This window comes from Streptomyces sp. NPDC048290 (assembly GCF_040652095.1).
Taxonomy (GTDB): Bacteria; Actinomycetota; Actinomycetes; order Streptomycetales; family Streptomycetaceae; genus Streptomyces.
In genome coordinates this window covers 22,821-40,093 of record NZ_JBEZLM010000024.1, presented here as the reverse complement: position 1 = coordinate 40,093, position 17,273 = coordinate 22,821, and the positions used below count along the sequence as shown (strand labels likewise).

The window sequence follows — 17,273 nt, the reverse complement described above, 5'->3', positions numbered from 1 at the left end:
CACGCCGCAGGGCGGGTCACGCCGTAGGGCGGCCCAGGACGGTCAGGGGCGGGTCCCCGCACCTCACACAGGCACGTGCACCGACGACACCCGGCTCGCCACCAGCCGCTCCCGCTCCCTGCGCGCCACCCGCCGCCGTAGCCGCAGCATCTGGCTCACGCCCAGCGCCTGGAGCACGAACACGGCGGAGAACGCGATGCCGTAGTTCCCGCCGGAGGCGTCGAGCAGCACTCCGACCGCGAACAGCGTCGTCATGGAGGCGACGAAGCCGCCCATGTTCGTGATCCCGGAGGCGGTGCCCTGGCGCTCGGGCGGATTCGCCGGGCGGGCGAAGTCGAAGCCGATCATCGACGCCGGTCCGCACGCGCCGAGCACCGCGCACAGCACGATCAGCAGCCACAGCGGGGCCTGTGTGCCGGGCCAGACCAGGGTGACCGCCCACATCACGGCCGTCGCACCGACCGTGCCGAGGGCGAGCGGCAGCCGGGCGCCGTGGTGCCGGGCGACGATCTGGCCGTAGACCAGTCCGACGGCCATGTTGGAGAGCACCACCAGGGTCAGCAGCGCGCCCGCCGAGCCCCGGGTCAGCCCCTGCGCCTCGACCAGGAACGGCAGTCCCCACAGCAGCAGGAAGATCATGGCGGGGAACTGCGAGGTGAAGTGCACCCACAGCCCCAGCCGGGTGCCGGGCTCCCGCCAGGACGCGGCGATCTGGCGGCGGACGTACGCGGCGCCCAGATGCGGGGCGGGCTCGGGCTCGTGCCCCTCGGGGTGGTCCTTGAGGAAGAGCAGCAGCAGGACGAGGACGACGACCCCGGCGACCGCGCTCCCGGCGAACGCGGCGGTCCAGCCGATGCCGTGCAGCAGCGGGGCGAGGGCGAGGGTGGAGACCAGGTTGCCCGCCATGCCGACCAGTCCGGCGAGCTGCGCTATCAGGGGCCCGCGGCGGGCGGGGAACCAGCGGCTGCCGAGCCGCAGCACACTGATGAAGGTCATGGCGTCACCGCAGCCGAGCAGGGCGCGGGAGGCGAGGGCCGTGCCGTAGGAGGGGGAGAACGCGAAGCCGAGCTGTCCGGCGGTGAACAGGACGGCGCCGATGGTCAGCACCTTCTTGGTGCCGAGCCGGTCGACCAGCAGGCCGACGGGTATCTGCATCCCGGCGTAGACCAGGAGCTGGAGTATGGAGAACGTCGACAGGGCGGACGCGTTCACCTCGAACCGCTCGGCGGCGTCGAGCCCGGCCACACCCAGCGACGTACGGAAGATGACGGCGACGAAGTAGACGGCGACGCCCGTGCACCACACGGCGAGCGCGCGCCGGCCGCCCGGCGGGTCACCGGGCAGGAATCCCCCACCGGAGGGTGGACCGGAGGACGACGACCCGGACCCGGAGGGTGGCCCGGAGGACGACGACCCGGACCCGGAGGGTGGCCCGGAGGACGACGACCCCGACCCGGAGCCGGATCCTCTCCCCGAACCGCCACCGGCGCTGGAACCGCTCCCCGAACCGCCACCGGAGCCGCAACCGCTCCCGGAACCGCCGCCGGAGCCGGACCCCGCCCCCGGACTCGACCCGGACCCGTCGCTCACCGCACCTCACCCCGCGCCAGGTGGGAGAACCACCCCACGTGCCGGTGCACCACCGCGACGGCCGCCTCGGCGTCGCCGGAGCGCAGCGCGTCCAGGATCTCGGCGTGCTCGGTGAGGGTCTTGGCGATCCGGTCGGGGTGGGAGTACATGACGGCGACGCCCATCCGCAGCTGCCGGTCGCGGAGTTGGTCGTAGAGCCGGGACAGGATCTCGTTCCCGCCGCTGCGCACGATCTCGGCGTGGAAGCAGCGGTCCGTGACGGCGGCGGCGGTGAGGTCCCCGGCCTCCGCCTGCGCCCGCTGCCGGTCGAGGAGTTCGGAGAGGCGCTCGATCAGTCCGGGCGGGGCGGGCACGGCCTTGCGGGCGGCGTGCTCCTCGACCAGCAGCCGGGTCTCCACCACGTCCGCGATCTCCTGCGCGGAGACCGGCAGGACCAGGGCGCCCTTCTTCGGGTAGAGCTTGATGAGCCCCTCGGCCTCCAGCCGGAGCAGCGCCTCGCGCACCGGGGTGCGGGACACCCCTACGGCCTCGGCGAGTTCGCCCTCGGTGAGCAGCGCGCCGCCCTCGTAGCGCCGCTCCAGGACGCCCTGTTTCACATGGGCGTACACGCGGTCGGCGGCGGGCGGCTGTTTCATCCGCTGCGGCGGGGACTGCTCCTCGGACATGGCGACGGACGACAGGGGGGACGACAGGGCGGGCGACATGCCGACAGGATAGATACAACACGTACGCATCAGGGAGCCCCGTCCAGGATGCGGACCCCTGAGGGAGTCTCAGGAAATCTTCATTCCGGGTGCAACCATCCTCCACTCCCAGGAGTCACACACGTGCGGCCCTTTTTCTTCCCCTCTCCATTCCGGGTCGCATAACAGGGGAATTCGACTTTCATCGGGGTATTTCTCTTGAAAACCGGCATTCAGGGCACCAGGATTCGCAGAGCCGCCGCGGTCGCCGTGACCACTGGCGCGATGCTCGCGGCCGGAGCCTTCTCCGCGGCCCCCGCGCAGGCCGTCACCAAGCCCACCATCGCGGCCCTCGGCGGCTACGTGATGAACAACGCCACCGGCAAGACGCTCTACACCAAGGCCGGCGACACCAGGCGCGCCACCGGCTCCACGACGAAGATCATGACCGCCAAGGTGGTCCTGTCGCAGCCGAACCTCAACCTGGACGCCAAGGTCACGGTCCAGAAGACGTACAGCGACTACATCGTCGCCAACAACGCCTCCTCCGCCCGGCTGATCGTGGGCGACAAGGTCACCGTCCGCCAGCTGCTCTACGGGCTGATGCTGCCGTCCGGCTGCGACGCGGCGTACGCGCTCGCCGACAAGTTCGGCAGCGGCTCGACGCGGGCGGCCCGGGTGAAGTCGTTCATCGGCAAGATGAACACCACGGCCCGGCAGCTCGGCATGACCAACACCAAGTTCGACTCGTTCGACGGCATCAGCAACGGCTCGAACTACTCCACGCCGCGCGACCTGACCAAGCTGGCCAGCAACGCGATGAAGAGCAGCACGTTCCGCGCGCTCGTCAAGACCAAGTCCACCAAGCAGAAGGTGACCACGAAGAGCGGCGGCTACCGCTACTACACGTGGACCAACACCAACAATCTGCTGAGCAACTACAGCGGCGCGATCGGGGTCAAGACCGGCTCCGGCACCCAGGCCAAGTACTGCCTGGTCTTCGCCGCGACCCGCAACGGCAAGACCGTCATCGGCACGGTCCTGACCTCCACGTCCTCCGCGCAGCGCGAGACGGACGCGAAGAAGCTGATGAACTACGGCTTCGCGGTGCTCTGACGGCCGTCGACGACCGGCCGCGAAGGCACCCGGGGACCTGTCGCCACGACGGCGACAGGTCCCCGTTCTAAATGGGTTGGTCGCCCCCTGGTTCGACCTCTAGCGTCAGCAGCACCGGACATCGGCACCGGACACCGGATGCCGGACACCGACGACGTGTAGCTCAGCAGCAGAGCACCGGGCTTGAGACCCGGGGGACGCGGGGGCGGAACCCGCCACGTCGGCTATGGACGCTATGGACGAGGACGCTGAGCAGCAGCAGCACATGACACCGGTCACGGTGGACCCCGGCTACGGCTACGGCCAGTTGGCCAGGGCGCTGGAGACCGCCCGCGCCCATCCCGACGCCGACACCCGGCACCGCGCGGAACGCAAGGGCCGCGCCTGGCGGTCGGTGCTGGCCGGAATGGCCGACGGCTCCCTGCTCATCGGCTCGCGCACCCCGGTCGCCGGACTGCCCGCCTGGGTCACCCCGGAGGTGGTCCGGGGCGGCTTCGCCACCGGCGCCCCGGTCGCGGGCGGCCCGCTCCAGCCGTACGAGACCCGGGCCGCGCGGCGGGCCGGGACACGGGCGGAGCGCGGCGCGCTGTTCGCGTACTTCCTGACCGAGCCCGGTCTCACGGAACTCGGCGCGCTGCTGGACAGCGGGCGCTACGAGGTCGCCGTGCCGGAGGAGGCGGCGCTGCTGACGGTGGCGTGGCTGGCGCGCGCCGGGCGGACGGACGCGGCGCTGGACCTGGTGGCGGAGCTGGCCCCGTTCGCGAACCGGCTGCGGTTCACCCCGCGCCCGGCGGACGTCCCGGCGCCGGACGCCGGGTCCGTGCACCGGTCGACGGTCCAGGAGGCGGCGCGGGCGCTCGACGGGCGCCCGGTGAACACGGCGGTGGAGACCCAGCGCGAGGCGCTCACCGTGTGGGCGCCGTTCGCGGACGACCTGCTCACGCACTGGCTGGAGACCACCCGGGACGGCGAGGTGCTGGCGCGGCAGCCCGACGCGGACTGGCGGCGCCGGGGCACGCTGCTGCTGGCCCGCTACCGCGAGCTGGCGGCCCGGCACACCTACTGCGCCAAGCACCGCAGACGCGGCGAGAACCTGTGGATCCTGCGTACGGCACTGGAGAAGGCGGCGGACGGACGCCGGGTGCCGCCGCGGGAACGGGGGCTGCTGCGGGCCGCCGTACCGGCGATGGTGCGGCGCCGGGGGCTGCCGGGTTCGGCGGAGCACAGCGCCCTGCGCCGGGAGCAGGCGGCCCAGGCGGCGCTGCCCGCCCACCGGGACCTGGCCCGGCTCCTCGTGCGCCGGCTGTCCGCGCTGCCCGGGGAGTCGGGCGTCCAGGACCCGGCGGCGCTGCTCACCCCGGTGACGGACACCGAGGGCGCGGCGACCGGGCTGCCGCCCGGGGCCGCGATCCCGGCGCGGCTGCGCCGCCCGGTGGAGTCGGCGCTGAGCGCGCCGCTCGCGACGCTGGTGGAACGGGGTCTTGTGCCGTCGGCGGAGGTGCTGGCGGAGCTGGTCCCGCAGGTCGTCGCGGCGACCACCGCGCTGGCGTACCCCGACCCGGCGCTGCGCACCCTGTCCACCGCCACCTACCGCGCCTTCCGCAACCGCCGCTCCCTGCTGCTGCTCCACCTGGCACGCCAGGTGCGGGTGGAGGAACTGCCCTGGGTACGCGCGGTGGCCGACGCGCGGAGCGCCGAGGCGGTCCCGGACATCCCGGCGGCGGCCCTGCGCGACCTCGCCACGCTGGCCGTCACCGCGTTCCCGGGCACGGTGCTGCCCAACCCGCTGGTCCGTGAGCTGTCCGTGCTCGCCCGCGCGGCCGATCTCGGGGCGCCGCTGGTGGAGGAGCTGGCGGCGGACATCTTCATGGGCGCGTTCAGCCCGAAGTTCATGGTGGCGGCCCGGGTGGCGGCGGAACAGCTCACCGGGTCCCTCTACGAGCGGTACTACGCGATCGACTACCGGGCCCTGCGCAACGCGGCGATCAAGGAGGCGGCGGGCGCACGGACCGGGCACGGCCGGGAGACGTCCGCCGCGTTCGCGGACCTGTGCCGGACGCGGGCCGAGGCGGCGGCCTGGGGCAGCCTGGGCGCCCCGGCGGGCGCCGAGCGACCGCGCAAGCGCCGGGCCACCTCGGTGGCGGCCAACGGAAAGATCATCGAGCAGGCGCAGATCCTCACCACGCACAACCTGGCCGTCCTCACCGCCCGCGCGGGCGTCGCCCCGCCCGGCGGCTGGCCGGATCTCGCCCACCGCGCCTTCGAGGTCGTCCACCGGCTGGCGTCCCGGGTCCCCACCGCCGTCCGCCCCCTCCCCACGATCAAGGACACCGCGTACGCCTGGCGCCAGTTGATCTACTACCTCTCCCTCTCCACCCCGGCCGAACAGACCACGGCCCTGCACCACATGCGGCGCACGGCCCCCCGCGCCCTGGCCCCCGCCCTCACCGGCCTCCGCCAGACCCTGGCGGGCGGCACCCCGGACGAGGGCGAGGGCCGCAGCCTGCTGGGCTGGAGCACGGACGGACATTGGCTGGCAGGGGGGTCGTCCGTGAACTCCCGTTCATAGGATGGTTGCACCGGCAAGGTGATCACGGGCCGGACGGGACGGACGGCACGGGGGGAGACGGCGGCATGAACGGCGACGGGACGGCATCGGGGCAGGGACGGTCCCCGGATCTGGCGGTGTCAAGCGAGGATCTGACGAGACTCGCCCATGACCTGGACGCCATGCAGAGCCATCTGGACCGTCAGGTACGGCGGATGGACACGCTGGTCGACCGGGTCGAGGCGGGCTGGCAGGGCCCGGCGGCGACCGCGTACCGCGCGTTCCACCGGGCCGCCGCCGAGGACGCCGTACGCATCCGTGAAGTGATGCGGCAGTTGGAGGAGGCGGTCCGGCTGAGCCGGGACGGGTTCAGCGCGGACGAGTGGGAGGTGGTCCGGCGGATGCGGGCGATCCAGGTGGACATCGGCGGCGAGGTGGACAAGCTGTCGACGCCGCACACGGAACCGGCTCCCCGCAGCAACCTCGACTCGTTCTGACGACCCTGGGGGACCCGACCCATGCCGACCGCGCCCGGCGACGACCACATATCCGTCTCCTTCGCCACCCTCCAGGACCTCACCGCCGAACTGGAGGACATCCTCCGACAGCTCAACACCCAGCTGGGGGACCTGTACGACCGTGCCGTCCCGGTCGTCCTGTCCTGGCAGGGCGAGGCCCGCGACATCTTCGTCGACAAACTCGACGACTGGGACCGCTCCGCCGCTGACCTCCAGGCAGCCCAACGCCGCCTCCACGAGTACGTCACCAACGGCCACGCCAACTACACCGCGGCGAACCAGGCGGTCCTGCGCGGCTGGGGGGCGACCTGATGACGACGGCGTCCCCGACGCCGGGCGGGAACATCGATGTGACGCCCTCTCAATTGCACCAGGTGGCCGGTGGTTTCGCCGCTCAGCAGAAGCCTTTCGACAGCGCCGCCAAGGACCTGCTCACGGAATTGCAGCGCTTTCCGGACGCCGGTGGCTACGGCACGGCGGCACAGGACTTCGCCCGCGCGTACGTCGAGATCGGCACTCTCTTTCTTGAGGTCTGGGCCAAGTCGGTGGAGGCCATCGGCGGTGCGGCCGTCGGTTTCGCCACCACCGCCAACACCTATGCGCGGGCCGAAGCCGCCACCGACGCTTCCGGAAAGACACAGCCCTCCGTCCAGCCACCGCCCCAGGTCATCGAGAAGGCCCCGTCCTACGGCCCGGTGCCCGATCTGCGCTGGGGTGACGACGACGGCGGGGACGGTTTCATCCGTACCCTGCTGGAATTCGTCCCCGATGTGCTGTGGCAGGTCATCCGGCCGCTGTTGGAGCACGCCTTCCGCTGGGGGAAGGTCGCCGAGGTCTACCCGTTCCCGCACCAGCACCATCTGAACTCCCTCTCCCAGGCATGGGCGGACACGACCCTGTCGCTCTCCATGACGGAGAGCGGGCTGACGGGTCTGATGAACGGCATCACCCAGCAGAGCGACAGCGAGTGGTACAACGCCATGCGGCAGTTCTGCAGCTCGTTGTGGGGCACCACGGCATGGGCGAAACAGGACCCCGGCGCCACCTACCAGTGGCGGCACGACAGCGCCTCCAGCCCGACCGCCACCCACCCCGTCATGACGGTCCTCTTCGACAGCGCGAAGAAGATCAGCGATCTCCTGCGGGATTTCGCCGAAGCGGCGGTGGACCTGAACGGGAAGGTCTGGGACATCTATGTGGAAGCCGTGCGAGACGCCGTGGGGCAGATCGATCTCAGCGACGGGATCGGCCTGGACGATGTCAAGGAAGGGGCCAAGGCCGCCGGCAAGTTCCTCTCAGGACTCTTCTCCGCCGGGGCCGAGGTGGGCGCGTCGATCACCCTCAATCTCGACACGGCCGCGCTGAACGCGGTCGTCGAGGCGTACAACACGCGAGTCAACGCGCTCACCCCGCAATTCCGCGCCCTGAAGCCCCCCTTGGAAGAGGCCAGACTGAGCGCCCCCACCTTCCACGCGGAGGAGGCCCGAGCGGCGGCGTTCGGCGCTCGGGCACTGAACGAATTCAGGACCGAGCACCAGTGGACCAACCCCGAGGACACGACCAACGGCGTCTACCGGGTCAATCTCGCGAACAGCGAATGGATGCTGGACAGCCACACCCTGGACAAGCACGTCGGGAAGACCCCCGAACAACTGGCCCAGCGGCTGCGCGACCAGTCCGATCCACCGACCGCCGCCTGGCCGCACAACAAACCCAAGATCGCGGGGGCGTCCAGTTTCACGGACCTGGAAAGCGCCCAGCGGCTCACGCAGTACAACATCGATCAGCATTCCGCCGAGATCAGGGCATGGCTGGACGGCCCACCGCCGACCGGCGACGTCATACCGTTGACCGGCCCCGGTCCCCAAGGCGAGATCACCGGCACGAGTGTCACCAAGCAGCCTTACGACCCACAGAACCCGAACACCGGATACAAGCAAGGCGGAATGAACGCGATACCCATCGACACGACGAACATCAATACCCGGCTGAAGTACGATTCCCGCCTTGACCCGCCCTTTGTCGTGCTGACCTCCATGCCGGCGCTCTGACTCCAGGAGCAGAAATGCAGAACGTGACCCAGGTCGCCTGGGAGTCGGCAGCCCTGCGGCTCCTGGAGGATGTGTACGCCTATGCGGCCACCGGCCCGAGGACACAGCCCGACTGGCAGAGCGACGTTCTCGCCCTGCTGAACCGGGAAACCGAGGACCCTCGCGGCTGGCGCGTCCTCGACCAGGACACGGACGAACGGCGGACATCGGGCCGGACGTCCTTTCCCTTCCGCCCTCTCTCACGTGACACGGTGGCCGAACACCTCTGGGAGATCACCCCGGAGAGCGCGGCCCGGCTGCTGGAGATCATGGCCTGCGACTGGGCATGGGCACCGCTGCCGTCCGAGGAGGAAGCGGCCCAAAGACGCGCGGACGCGCACCTTCTGCTGGACCGCTACGGCGACAAGGCCAGCTTCCACACCAACGTCAGCGCGGCGAGGCGGTCGCCCTCCCTCGACCTCACCACCCACCGCGTCCCCGGTTGGTGGCCTTTCAGCGAATACACCGGCGACTTCGGAGTCGTCGTCGTCTCACCGGAAGAGGTCGGTCTCTTCTGGGCCTTCGACCCCAGCTGACGGAGCCCGATCCCCCTATGCGCACCCGCACCTCCACCTACCCCGACCACGCCACCGCCCAGTGGGCCACCCAGCAGGTCGTCACCGTCAATGAGCAGGTGATCCATCGCTGGCTGGCGCAGGGCACGCGGGCGCGGCTGGCCATCGAGGCGTCCTGGCCCTCGCGCCCCGAACCGGTCGGCCGGGTGCTGCTCCAGGCGATGATGCTCGCCGGGCGGGAGCCGCTCGACGTACGCGCGGCCCGGGTCGTCCTGAAGCGGGACGCGGACCGGCCGCACGGGTTCGTCGTCCTGTCCACCTTCCCCATCTACCTGTAGAGAGCCGACCCGTGCCGCTGAGCCCCCTCGAACACGACCGTCGCTATGGCGAGCTGGACCAGGTCATGCGCGCGTACGCCGGGTGCCCGGCGGACGACACACCGGAGCGGCCCGGCCGCGCGCTGACCGCCTATCTGCGGCACACCTGGCACACCCGCCCCTGGGCCCTCGCCCTGGCCGAACGCCAGCTCCGGGAGTACGCGGAGCATCCCCCGGGCCGACTCCGGCTACGGCTCGGCGAGTTCTACGCGATCCCGGACGTGGGACTCCCCGAGGCCGACCTCCAGCGCTGGCTGTACTGTCTCGCCGACCACATCCGGCACAGCGTCGAGACCGGCGAGGTCCCGCCCCCGGCCGTCCCCGACACCCATGGGGAGTGGCACGCCCGCTTCCCGGAACTCGGCCAGTTCCTCGGCGGCTGGTTCTCCCAGGACCTGCCCGACGAGTTCGGCGACGACCCCGACCTGGCCGTCGCCGACTACCGGGAGTCCACCGACCCCCAGCTGGTCGCCCGGCTCATCGGCGAGCTGCGGGAACTGCTCGCCCTCGATCTGCCCGACCCCGAATGCGCCCTCGCCCTCGCCGAACTGGGCATGGAGGTCGACCCTCCGGCCCCTCTGACCCCGGGCGCCTGGCTCCACCTGGTCGCCGGGAAACTGGAGGACGCGTCGACGCGGGGGCCGGGACAGCCGACGGAGTGAGGGAGGGCGAGGGGGCGGGGGCGGGGCTCCCTCGTCGGCGGGTGAGTCGGCGTCCGCGCGCATCGCCGGGCACGTGAATCGCCAGGCCGGCGAATCGCCGGGTCGGCGAAGCCCCCTCCCCCTCACCCCCCTCCGCTCACGCCCAGGTCATCAACCGCTTCGGCTGCTCCAGTACCGCCGCCGTGTCCGCCAGGACCTTGGAGCCCAGTTCGCCGTCGACCAGGCGGTGGTCGAAGCTCAGGGCCAGGGTGGTGACCTGGCGGGGCTTGACCTTGCCCTTGTGGACCCACGGCTGGAGCTTGATCGCGCCGACCGCGAGGATCGCGGACTCACCGGGGTTCAGGATGGGCGTACCGGTGTCGATGCCGAAGACGCCGACATTGGTGATGGTGACCGTGCCGCCCTGCATCGCCGCCGGGGATGTCTTGCCCTCGCGGGCCGTGGCGACCAGTTCGGCGAGGGACTCCGCGAGTTGCGGCAGGGTCTTGGCGTGGGCGTCCTTGATGTTGGGGACGAGCAGCCCGCGCGGGGTGGCCGCGGCGATGCCGAGGTTCACATAGTGCTTGACCACGATCTCCTGGTTCGCCTCGTCCCAGGACGCGTTGATCTCGGGGTTGCGTCTGATCGCCACCAGCAGGGCCTTGGAGATCAGCAGCAGCGGGTTCACCCGCAGGCCCGCGAAGTCCTTGTCCTGCTTGAGGTCCTCCACCAGCCGCATCGTGCGCGTCACGTCGACCGTCACGAACTCCGTGACGTGCGGGGCGGTGAACGCGGAGTCCACCATCGCCGCAGCGGTCGCCTTGCGCACGCCCCGGACGGGGACCCGGGTCTCCAGCGCCGACGGCACCGGTGACGGGGCAGGGGCTTGGGGCTCGGTCTGCGGAGCGGGCACCGCGGTCGGCGCGGTCGCCGCCGCGTGGACGTCCTCGCGGGTGATGATCCCGTCCGGGCCAGACGGGACCACCGCCGTCAGATCGACCCCCAGATCCTTCGCCAGCTTGCGGACCGGCGGCTTCGCCAAGGGGCGCTCGGCAGGCGACGCGGACGGCTCGGGCGGCGCGGGCGTGCCGTGCCCGTTCAGCTCGGTCTGGATCGCCGCCACCGCCTCAGGGACGGCCGACGGCTGCTTGCGCGGGCGGCGCCGGGTGGAGGACGCCGCCACGCCGTAGCCGACCAGGACCGCCTGGCGCTCCTGCGGCTGCTCGGGCTCGGCGGCGGGGGCGGGAGCCGGCTCGGCGGCCGGGGCGGGAGCCGGGACGGCGGCCGGTGTCCCGGGCGCCGCCTCCCCCACCTGGACCGCGATGATCGGCGTGCCCACATCCACCGTGGTGCCCTCGGGGAAGTGCAGGCCGGTGACCACACCGTCGTAGGGGATCGGGAGTTCCACGGCCGCCTTGGCGGTCTCGACCTCGCAGACCACCTGGCCGTCCGTCACCGTGTCCCCGGGCTGGACGTACCACTTGAGGATCTCGGCCTCGGTGAGTCCCTCGCCCACGTCGGGCATCTTGAACTCGCGTACGGACCCTTCGGTCATCGTCGTCACGACCCTCTCCTCAGTACGCCAAGGCGCGGTCGACGGCGTCGAGCACCCGGTCGAGACCCGGAAGGTACTCCTCCTCCAGGCGGGCCGGCGGGTAGGGGGCGTGATAGCCGCCCACGCGCAGCACCGGCGCCTCCAGGTGGTAGAAGCAGCGTTCCGTGATCCGGGCGGCGATCTCCGCGCCGGAGCCGAAGAACACCGGCGCCTCATGGACCACGACCAGTCGGCGGGTCCGCTCGACCGACTCCTGCACGGAGTCGAAGTCCAGCGGGGAGATCGAGCGCAGGTCCAGGACCTCCAGGGACTTGCCCTCCTCGGCCGCCGCGTCCGCCACCTCATGGCAGAGCTTGACCATGGGGCCGTACGCGGCGAGCGTCAGATCCTTGCCCGGACGGACCACCCGCGCCTTGTGCAGCGGGCCCGGGATGGCGTCCGTGTTGACCTCGGCCTTGTCCCAGTAGCGCCGCTTCGGCTCGAAGAAGATCACCGGGTCGTCGCTCTGGATGGCCTGCTGGAGCATCCAGTACGCGTCGGAGGCGTTCGAAGGGGAGACCACCTTCAGGCCCGCCACATGCGCGAACAGGGACTCCGGGGACTCCGAGTGGTGCTCCACCGCGCCGATGCCGCCGCCGTAGGGGATACGGATGACGATGGGCAGCTTGATCTTGCCCAGCGCCCGCGCGTGCATCTTGGCGAGCTGGGTGACGATCTGGTCGTACGCCGGGAAGACGAACCCGTCGAACTGGATCTCCACCACCGGGCGGTAGCCGCGCAGGGCGAGCCCGATGGCCGTACCGACGATGCCGGACTCGGCGAGCGGGGTGTCGATGACCCGGCTCTCCCCGAAGTCCTTCTGGAGGCCGTCGGTGACGCGGAAGACACCGCCCAGCTTGCCGACGTCCTCACCCATGATCAGGACCTTGGGGTCCGTCTCCAGCGCGTGCCGCAGCGACGCGTTGATCGCTCTGGCCACCGCCAGCTTCTCGACCGCCATCTCAGACCCCCTCCACATCGCTGAACGACGCCTGGTACGCGGCGAACTGGGCGCGCTCCTCGTCGACCAGCGCGTGTCCGTCCGCGTACACGTTCTCGAAGATGGCGAAGTGGTCCGGGTCGGGCATGGTCCGGATCACTTCGCGTACTCGTCTGCCCAACGCCTCGCTCTCCGCCTCCAGTTCCGCGAAGAATCCCTCGTCCGCGTGGTTTGCGGCCTCGAGATGGCGGCGAAGGCGCAGGATCGGGTCCTTCGCCTCCCAGGCGGCCCGCTCGTCGTCGTGCCGGTAGCGGGACGGGTCGTCGTTGGTGGTGTGCGCGCCCATCCGGTACGTGTACGCCTCGACCAGCGTCGGCCCCTCGCCCTCACGGGCCCGCTGGAGCGCCCACTGGGTGACCGCGAGCGTGGCCAGGACGTCGTTGCCGTCGACCCGGACACCGGGGAAGCCGTAGCCCTGGGCGCGCTGGTAGAGCGGGACGCGGGTCTGGCGCTCGGTCGGCTCGGAGATCGCCCACTGGTTGTTCTGGCAGAAGAACACCACCGGCGCGTTGTAGACCGAGGCGAAGGTGAAGGACTCGGCGACATCGCCCTGGCTGGAGGCGCCGTCGCCGAAGTAGGCGATCACGGCGGAGTCGGCGCCGTCCTTGGCGACGCCCATGGCGTAGCCGGTGGCGTGCAGCGCCTGGGAGCCGATGACGATGGTGTAGAGGTGGAAGTTGTTGCTGTTCGGGTCCCAGCCGCCGTTGTTGACGCCGCGGAACATGCCGAGCAGGTTGGTCGGGTCGACCCCGCGGCACCAGGCGACGCCGTGCTCGCGGTAGGTCGGGAAGACGTAGTCGTCGTCGCGCAGGGCCCGCCCGGAGCCGATCTGGGCGGCCTCCTGGCCGAGCAGCGAGGCCCACAGGCCCAGCTCGCCCTGGCGCTGGAGGGTGGTGGCCTCGGCGTCGAAGCGGCGGGTGAGCACCATGTCGCGGTACAGCCCGCGCAGGGTCTCGGGGGTGAGGTCGGCGACGTACGGGTCGTACGTGGCGTTCTTGACGCGCTTGCCCTCGGGGGTCAGCAGCTGCACCAGTTCCGGCTCGGTCCCCGGTGACGTCCGGGTCGATCGCTTACCGGCCGTGCTCTTGGTACCGGCGCTGCGTCGCGGCTTGCGCGCGGCAGTGCTCTCCACGGTCACGTGTGCTCCTCCGTCGTCCGGCATACCCGGGTTCGCCGGGTGCTGGGGTCTCCCGGGCTCCGTTTAGAGCCAGGGAGAGCGGTCCACCCGTTCTCCTTCCGGTGCACGGGGTGGTGTGCGGCCGGTCGGGAAACAGGCGTGAGGTGCCCCGGCGAGCACCCCGCGACCTTCACGTTACCCAGTGCTCCACATTTCTGTGAAACCCCGCCTGACCTGGGATTTTGCTTGGATTTCCAAGTAAATCCGGAAAGCCGGGAACAACTCCTGGTCACAGCGTCGCAGGGGGCCGGAACAACGGCACGTTATCTCGCGCACCCCGGGCGCGGGAAGGGCCTGTATGTGACACTGTCCGCGTGCAGAAAGACGGAAAAATCAGGGTTTTTCTCCTCGATGACCATGAAGTGGTCCGGCGTGGCGTGCATGAGCTGCTCACCGTGGAGGAGGACATCGAGGTGGTCGGCGAGGCCGGTACCGCCGCCGAGGCCCTGGTCCGGATTCCGGCCACCCGGCCCGACGTGGCGGTGCTCGACGTACGGCTCCCGGACGGCAGCGGCGTCGAGGTCTGCCGGGAGATCCGCTCCGCGGACGGCTCGATCCGCTGTCTGATGCTCACCTCGTACGCCGACGACGAGGCCCTCTTCGACGCCATCATGGCGGGCGCCTCCGGCTATGTCCTCAAGGCCATCCGGGGCAATGAGCTGCTCACCGCCGTCCGGGACGTGGCCGCCGGCCGCTCGCTGCTCGACCCGGTCGCCACCGCGCGGGTCCTGGAGCGGCTGCGCGACGGAGGCGGCGCCAAGGGCGACGACCGGCTCGCCCGGCTCACCGACCAGGAGCGCCGCATCCTCGATCTGATCGGCGAGGGCCTCACCAACCGGCAGATCGGCGAGGAACTCCACCTCGCCGAGAAGACGATCAAGAACTACGTCTCCAGCCTGCTCTCCAAGCTGGGCATGCAGCGCCGCTCCCAGGCGGCGGCGTATGTGGCGCGCACACAGGCCGAGAGACGCTGAGCACGACCCGATCGACCCGATCGACACGCCCGGACCTCGACCCGATCGACCCGATCGACACTCCCGGACCCTGACCCGATCGACACGATCGGTACTCCCGGACCCCGACCCGATCGACACGCCCGGACCCGCCCGCCGGACCCACCGGGCCGCCCGCCCAGTAGCCCGCCCGGCAGCCCACCCGCCCCGTGCCGATACGTCCGCCTCGGGACTTACGTCCCTGCCCACTCGGGGCCGCCGCCCCTATGAGGGGCCCCCGCGGTCGCGCACAGTGGTGATCATGCCCACCGACGACACGCCGGCCGCCGATCTGTCCCTGGCCACCGACCTCCTCGGCCGTATCGACTACGGCCGGGTCGCGGCCAGTATGCGCGCGCTGCCCTTTCTCATGCCCGCGCGGCACATCGTGAGCGACGGCCGGGTGCTGCTGCGGATGCACGCGCGGCACGGCTATCCGCAGGCGTGCGAGGGACAGATCGTCGCCTATGGCGCGGACAGTCTGGGGCCGGACGGTCTGGGGCCGGACCACTCCACCGACACGGCTCCCACCAGGCCCGACACGCCCGGGGGGCAGTGGTCCGTGCAGATCGTGGGCACATGTGAGGCGGCCCGGCCGACCCCGGCGGAGCTGGACCGTATGGGCCCCGCCCCGCTGGCCGTGGACGGCGAGCCGTACGCGCCCGTCTATCTCCGGGTGACCCCGCAGTTCGCGACGGTCCACTCGATGGACGGCGGGCTGCGCGAGCGGTTCGGGCAACTGGGCTGACCCGCGGCTGCTGACCCCGGCAGCCCCGCTAGCCGAACTCGCCCGACGGTGTGTTCGTCGGCAGCTGCGGCTCGTCCGTCGTCGTGTCCGTCGGCTCCGGCTCGCCCGTGTCCGTCGCCGTCGGCGTGTCCGTGGGCTCCGTGTCCGTCGGCTGGGTGTCCGTCGGCTCCTCGGTCGGCTCCTGCGACGGCGTGAACGACGGGCGCTGCGACGGGGTGTACTCCCAGTCGCCGTTGCCGTTGTTGTTCTCCTGGGTGTCCTGCTCGGTCGGCTCCTGGGTCGCCTCGTCGCTCGGCGACTGGCTGGCCGGGCTCTCCTCGCTGGTCTGCGAGGTGGTCGGCGACCCCGAGGGGTCCCCGCCGCCGCCCGCGGTGTTGTCGTTGTTCAGCGCCAGGGCGACCCCCGCGATGATCGCGACCACTCCGAGCACCGCGAGTATCCACAGCTTGCCCGAGCCGCGTCCGCGGTTGCCGTGTCCCTCGAAGCCGCCGTCGTCCCGGCCGTTGCCGTAGGACTGGATGATCGGCTGCGGGATCTGCGAGGTGCCGTCATGGGGGTGCGGCAGCACCGCCGTACCGGCCGTGCCCATCGGCGGGGTGTGGCGGCCGTCGTGGGTGTCCACCGGGCCGGTGTTCCAGGTGCCGGTGTGGCCGCCCTGGTCGTACAGCATCTGGAGGCCGTACTGGATCAGGCCGCGCATCTCCTCGGCGGTCTGGAAGCGGTCGTCGGGCTCCTTGGCGAGGGCGCGCATGGCGAGGCCGTCCAGCTCCGGCGGGGACGCGTCGGAGACCTCGGAGGGCGGTGTCGGGATGTCCTGGACGTGCTGGTAGACCACCGACAGCGGGGTCTCGCCGACGAACGGCGGGCGCAGCGCGAGCAGTTCGTAGAGCAGACAGCCGGTCGCGTACAGGTCGGAGCGGTGGTCGACGGCCTTGCCGAGCGCCTGCTCGGGGGAGAGGTACTGGGGCGTGCCCATGACCATGCCGGTCTGGGTCATCGTGGTGGACGCGCCGTGCAGGGCGCGGGCGATGCCGAAGTCCATCACCTTCACCGCACCGGTGTCGGTGATGATCACGTTGGCGGGCTTGATGTCCCGGTGCACGATGCCGTGCTGGTGGGAGTAGGCGAGCGCCTCCAGGACACCGGAGACGATGATCAGCGCCTGCTCGGGGCCCGGCGCCTCGGCGTTGAGCAGCAGATCACGGATCGTGCGCCCCTCGACCAGCTCCATCACGATGTACGGCACGCTCTGGCCGCCCATCATGTCCTCGCCGGAGTCGTACACGGCGACGATGGCGTGGTGGTTGAGCCCGGCGACGGACTGCGCCTCGCGTGTGAAGCGGGCCTTGGACACCGGGTCCTCGGCGAGATCGGAGCGCAGCAGCTTCACGGCGACCGTGCGCCCGAGGCGTACGTCCTCGGCCGCGAACACCTCGGCCATACCGCCCCGGCCGAGTCTGCCGGTCAGCCGGTACCGGCCGTCGCCTACCAGCCCGCCGTTACCCCACAGGTCCGGCGCGTCTGACATACCGCCGCCAGCCGCCTCGGGGTCGGACGGGCCCTGAGCGCGCTGCTGTGCCATCAGTCCTCGCCGTCGTTTCTGCCCGCGGTGCGCGCGGTGTTGTTACGGTCTCCGTCGGCCACGCTACAGCCTCCGCGCAAGCCAGAGGTGCCGGACAGGTGG

The 17,273-nt window shown here is 71.2% G+C and carries 16 protein-coding genes and 1 tRNA gene; 11 read left to right on the top strand and 6 right to left on the bottom strand.

The annotated features are described in order from the left end of the window. Positions 1–63: 63 nt before the first annotated feature. Together AB0D49_RS32260 and AB0D49_RS32255 are read right to left on the bottom strand one after the other, a co-directional pair. Entirely contained in the window at positions 64–1,344 is a 1,281-nt protein-coding gene (locus tag AB0D49_RS32260) for an MFS transporter (protein ID WP_362764679.1), read from the bottom strand. Positions 1,345–1,586: 242 nt separating this feature from the next. Beyond that, positions 1,587–2,225, bottom strand: coding sequence for a GntR family transcriptional regulator (locus AB0D49_RS32255; RefSeq protein WP_362764676.1), 639 nt, complete (start codon positions 2,223–2,225; stop codon positions 1,587–1,589). 267 nt (positions 2,226–2,492) lie between these two features. On the opposite strand from AB0D49_RS32255, the gene AB0D49_RS32250 reads away from it, so the two are divergent. The 9 genes from AB0D49_RS32250 to AB0D49_RS32210 all read left to right on the top strand — a co-directional run bounded on the left by AB0D49_RS32250 (position 2,493) and on the right by AB0D49_RS32210 (position 10,099). Beyond that, positions 2,493–3,389 (top strand): D-alanyl-D-alanine carboxypeptidase, encoded by an 897-nt coding sequence (locus AB0D49_RS32250; RefSeq protein WP_362764408.1) that lies wholly within the window; start codon positions 2,493–2,495, stop codon positions 3,387–3,389. 152 nt (positions 3,390–3,541) lie between these two features. Next, positions 3,542–3,613: transfer RNA gene (locus AB0D49_RS32245), tRNA-Ser, on the top strand. A gap of 11 nt (positions 3,614–3,624) precedes the next feature. After that, on the top strand, positions 3,625–5,958 hold the full coding sequence (locus AB0D49_RS32240) for a hypothetical protein (protein ID WP_362764405.1): 2,334 nt from the start codon (positions 3,625–3,627) through the stop codon (positions 5,956–5,958). A gap of 65 nt (positions 5,959–6,023) precedes the next feature. Then, on the top strand, positions 6,024–6,434 hold the full coding sequence (locus AB0D49_RS32235) for a WXG100 family type VII secretion target (protein ID WP_362764402.1): 411 nt from the start codon (positions 6,024–6,026) through the stop codon (positions 6,432–6,434). Between the two features lie 21 nt (positions 6,435–6,455). Then, a complete protein-coding gene (locus AB0D49_RS32230) occupies positions 6,456–6,767 on the top strand; it encodes a WXG100 family type VII secretion target (protein ID WP_362764399.1) in 312 nt (103 codons plus the stop codon). Further along, entirely contained in the window at positions 6,767–8,506 is a 1,740-nt protein-coding gene (locus AB0D49_RS32225; protein WP_362764396.1) for an RNase A-like domain-containing protein, read from the top strand. The genes AB0D49_RS32230 and AB0D49_RS32225 overlap by 1 nt, the downstream gene beginning before the upstream one ends. 14 nt (positions 8,507–8,520) lie before the next feature. Beyond that, on the top strand, positions 8,521–9,081 hold the full coding sequence (locus AB0D49_RS32220) for a hypothetical protein (protein ID WP_362764393.1): 561 nt from the start codon (positions 8,521–8,523) through the stop codon (positions 9,079–9,081). Positions 9,082–9,098: 17 nt separating this feature from the next. Next, the gene (locus AB0D49_RS32215) at positions 9,099–9,398 is read left to right on the top strand and encodes an RNase A-like domain-containing protein (protein WP_362764390.1); all 300 of its coding nucleotides are present in this window, start codon (positions 9,099–9,101) and stop codon (positions 9,396–9,398) included. A gap of 11 nt (positions 9,399–9,409) precedes the next feature. Further along, the gene (locus AB0D49_RS32210; RefSeq protein WP_362764387.1) at positions 9,410–10,099 is read left to right on the top strand and encodes a contact-dependent growth inhibition system immunity protein; all 690 of its coding nucleotides are present in this window, start codon (positions 9,410–9,412) and stop codon (positions 10,097–10,099) included. 136 nt (positions 10,100–10,235) lie between these two features. Here AB0D49_RS32210 and AB0D49_RS32205 read toward each other — a convergent pair whose 3' ends face one another. Genes AB0D49_RS32205 through pdhA form a run of 3 tightly spaced genes read right to left on the bottom strand, consistent with a single transcriptional unit; the run spans position 10,236 to position 13,810 of the window. Continuing rightward, positions 10,236–11,642, bottom strand: a complete 1,407-nt coding sequence (locus AB0D49_RS32205) for a dihydrolipoamide acetyltransferase family protein (RefSeq protein WP_362764385.1) — start codon at positions 11,640–11,642, stop codon at positions 10,236–10,238. Positions 11,643–11,652: 10 nt separating this feature from the next. Continuing rightward, positions 11,653–12,633 carry an alpha-ketoacid dehydrogenase subunit beta gene (locus tag AB0D49_RS32200; protein WP_362764382.1) on the bottom strand — a complete coding sequence of 327 codons (981 nt, stop codon included), beginning with the start codon at positions 12,631–12,633 and terminating at the stop codon, positions 11,653–11,655. Position 12,634: 1 nt separating this feature from the next. Further along, on the bottom strand, positions 12,635–13,810 hold the full coding sequence (gene pdhA / locus AB0D49_RS32195) for a pyruvate dehydrogenase (acetyl-transferring) E1 component subunit alpha (protein WP_362764379.1): 1,176 nt from the start codon (positions 13,808–13,810) through the stop codon (positions 12,635–12,637). Positions 13,811–14,163: 353 nt separating this feature from the next. Here pdhA and AB0D49_RS32190 point away from each other — a divergent pair, with 353 nt between their 5' ends. Both AB0D49_RS32190 and AB0D49_RS32185 read left to right on the top strand, forming a co-directional pair. Beyond that, positions 14,164–14,823 carry a response regulator transcription factor gene (locus tag AB0D49_RS32190; RefSeq protein ID WP_362764376.1) on the top strand — a complete coding sequence of 220 codons (660 nt, stop codon included), beginning with the start codon at positions 14,164–14,166 and terminating at the stop codon, positions 14,821–14,823. Positions 14,824–15,103: 280 nt separating this feature from the next. Beyond that, positions 15,104–15,589, top strand: coding sequence for a pyridoxamine 5'-phosphate oxidase family protein (locus AB0D49_RS32185; RefSeq protein WP_362764373.1), 486 nt, complete (start codon positions 15,104–15,106; stop codon positions 15,587–15,589). A 28-nt stretch (positions 15,590–15,617) separates the two neighbouring features. Here AB0D49_RS32185 and AB0D49_RS32180 read toward each other — a convergent pair whose 3' ends face one another. Further along, entirely contained in the window at positions 15,618–17,174 is a 1,557-nt protein-coding gene (locus AB0D49_RS32180; RefSeq protein WP_362764673.1) for a protein kinase, read from the bottom strand. Positions 17,175–17,273 lie beyond the last annotated feature (99 nt).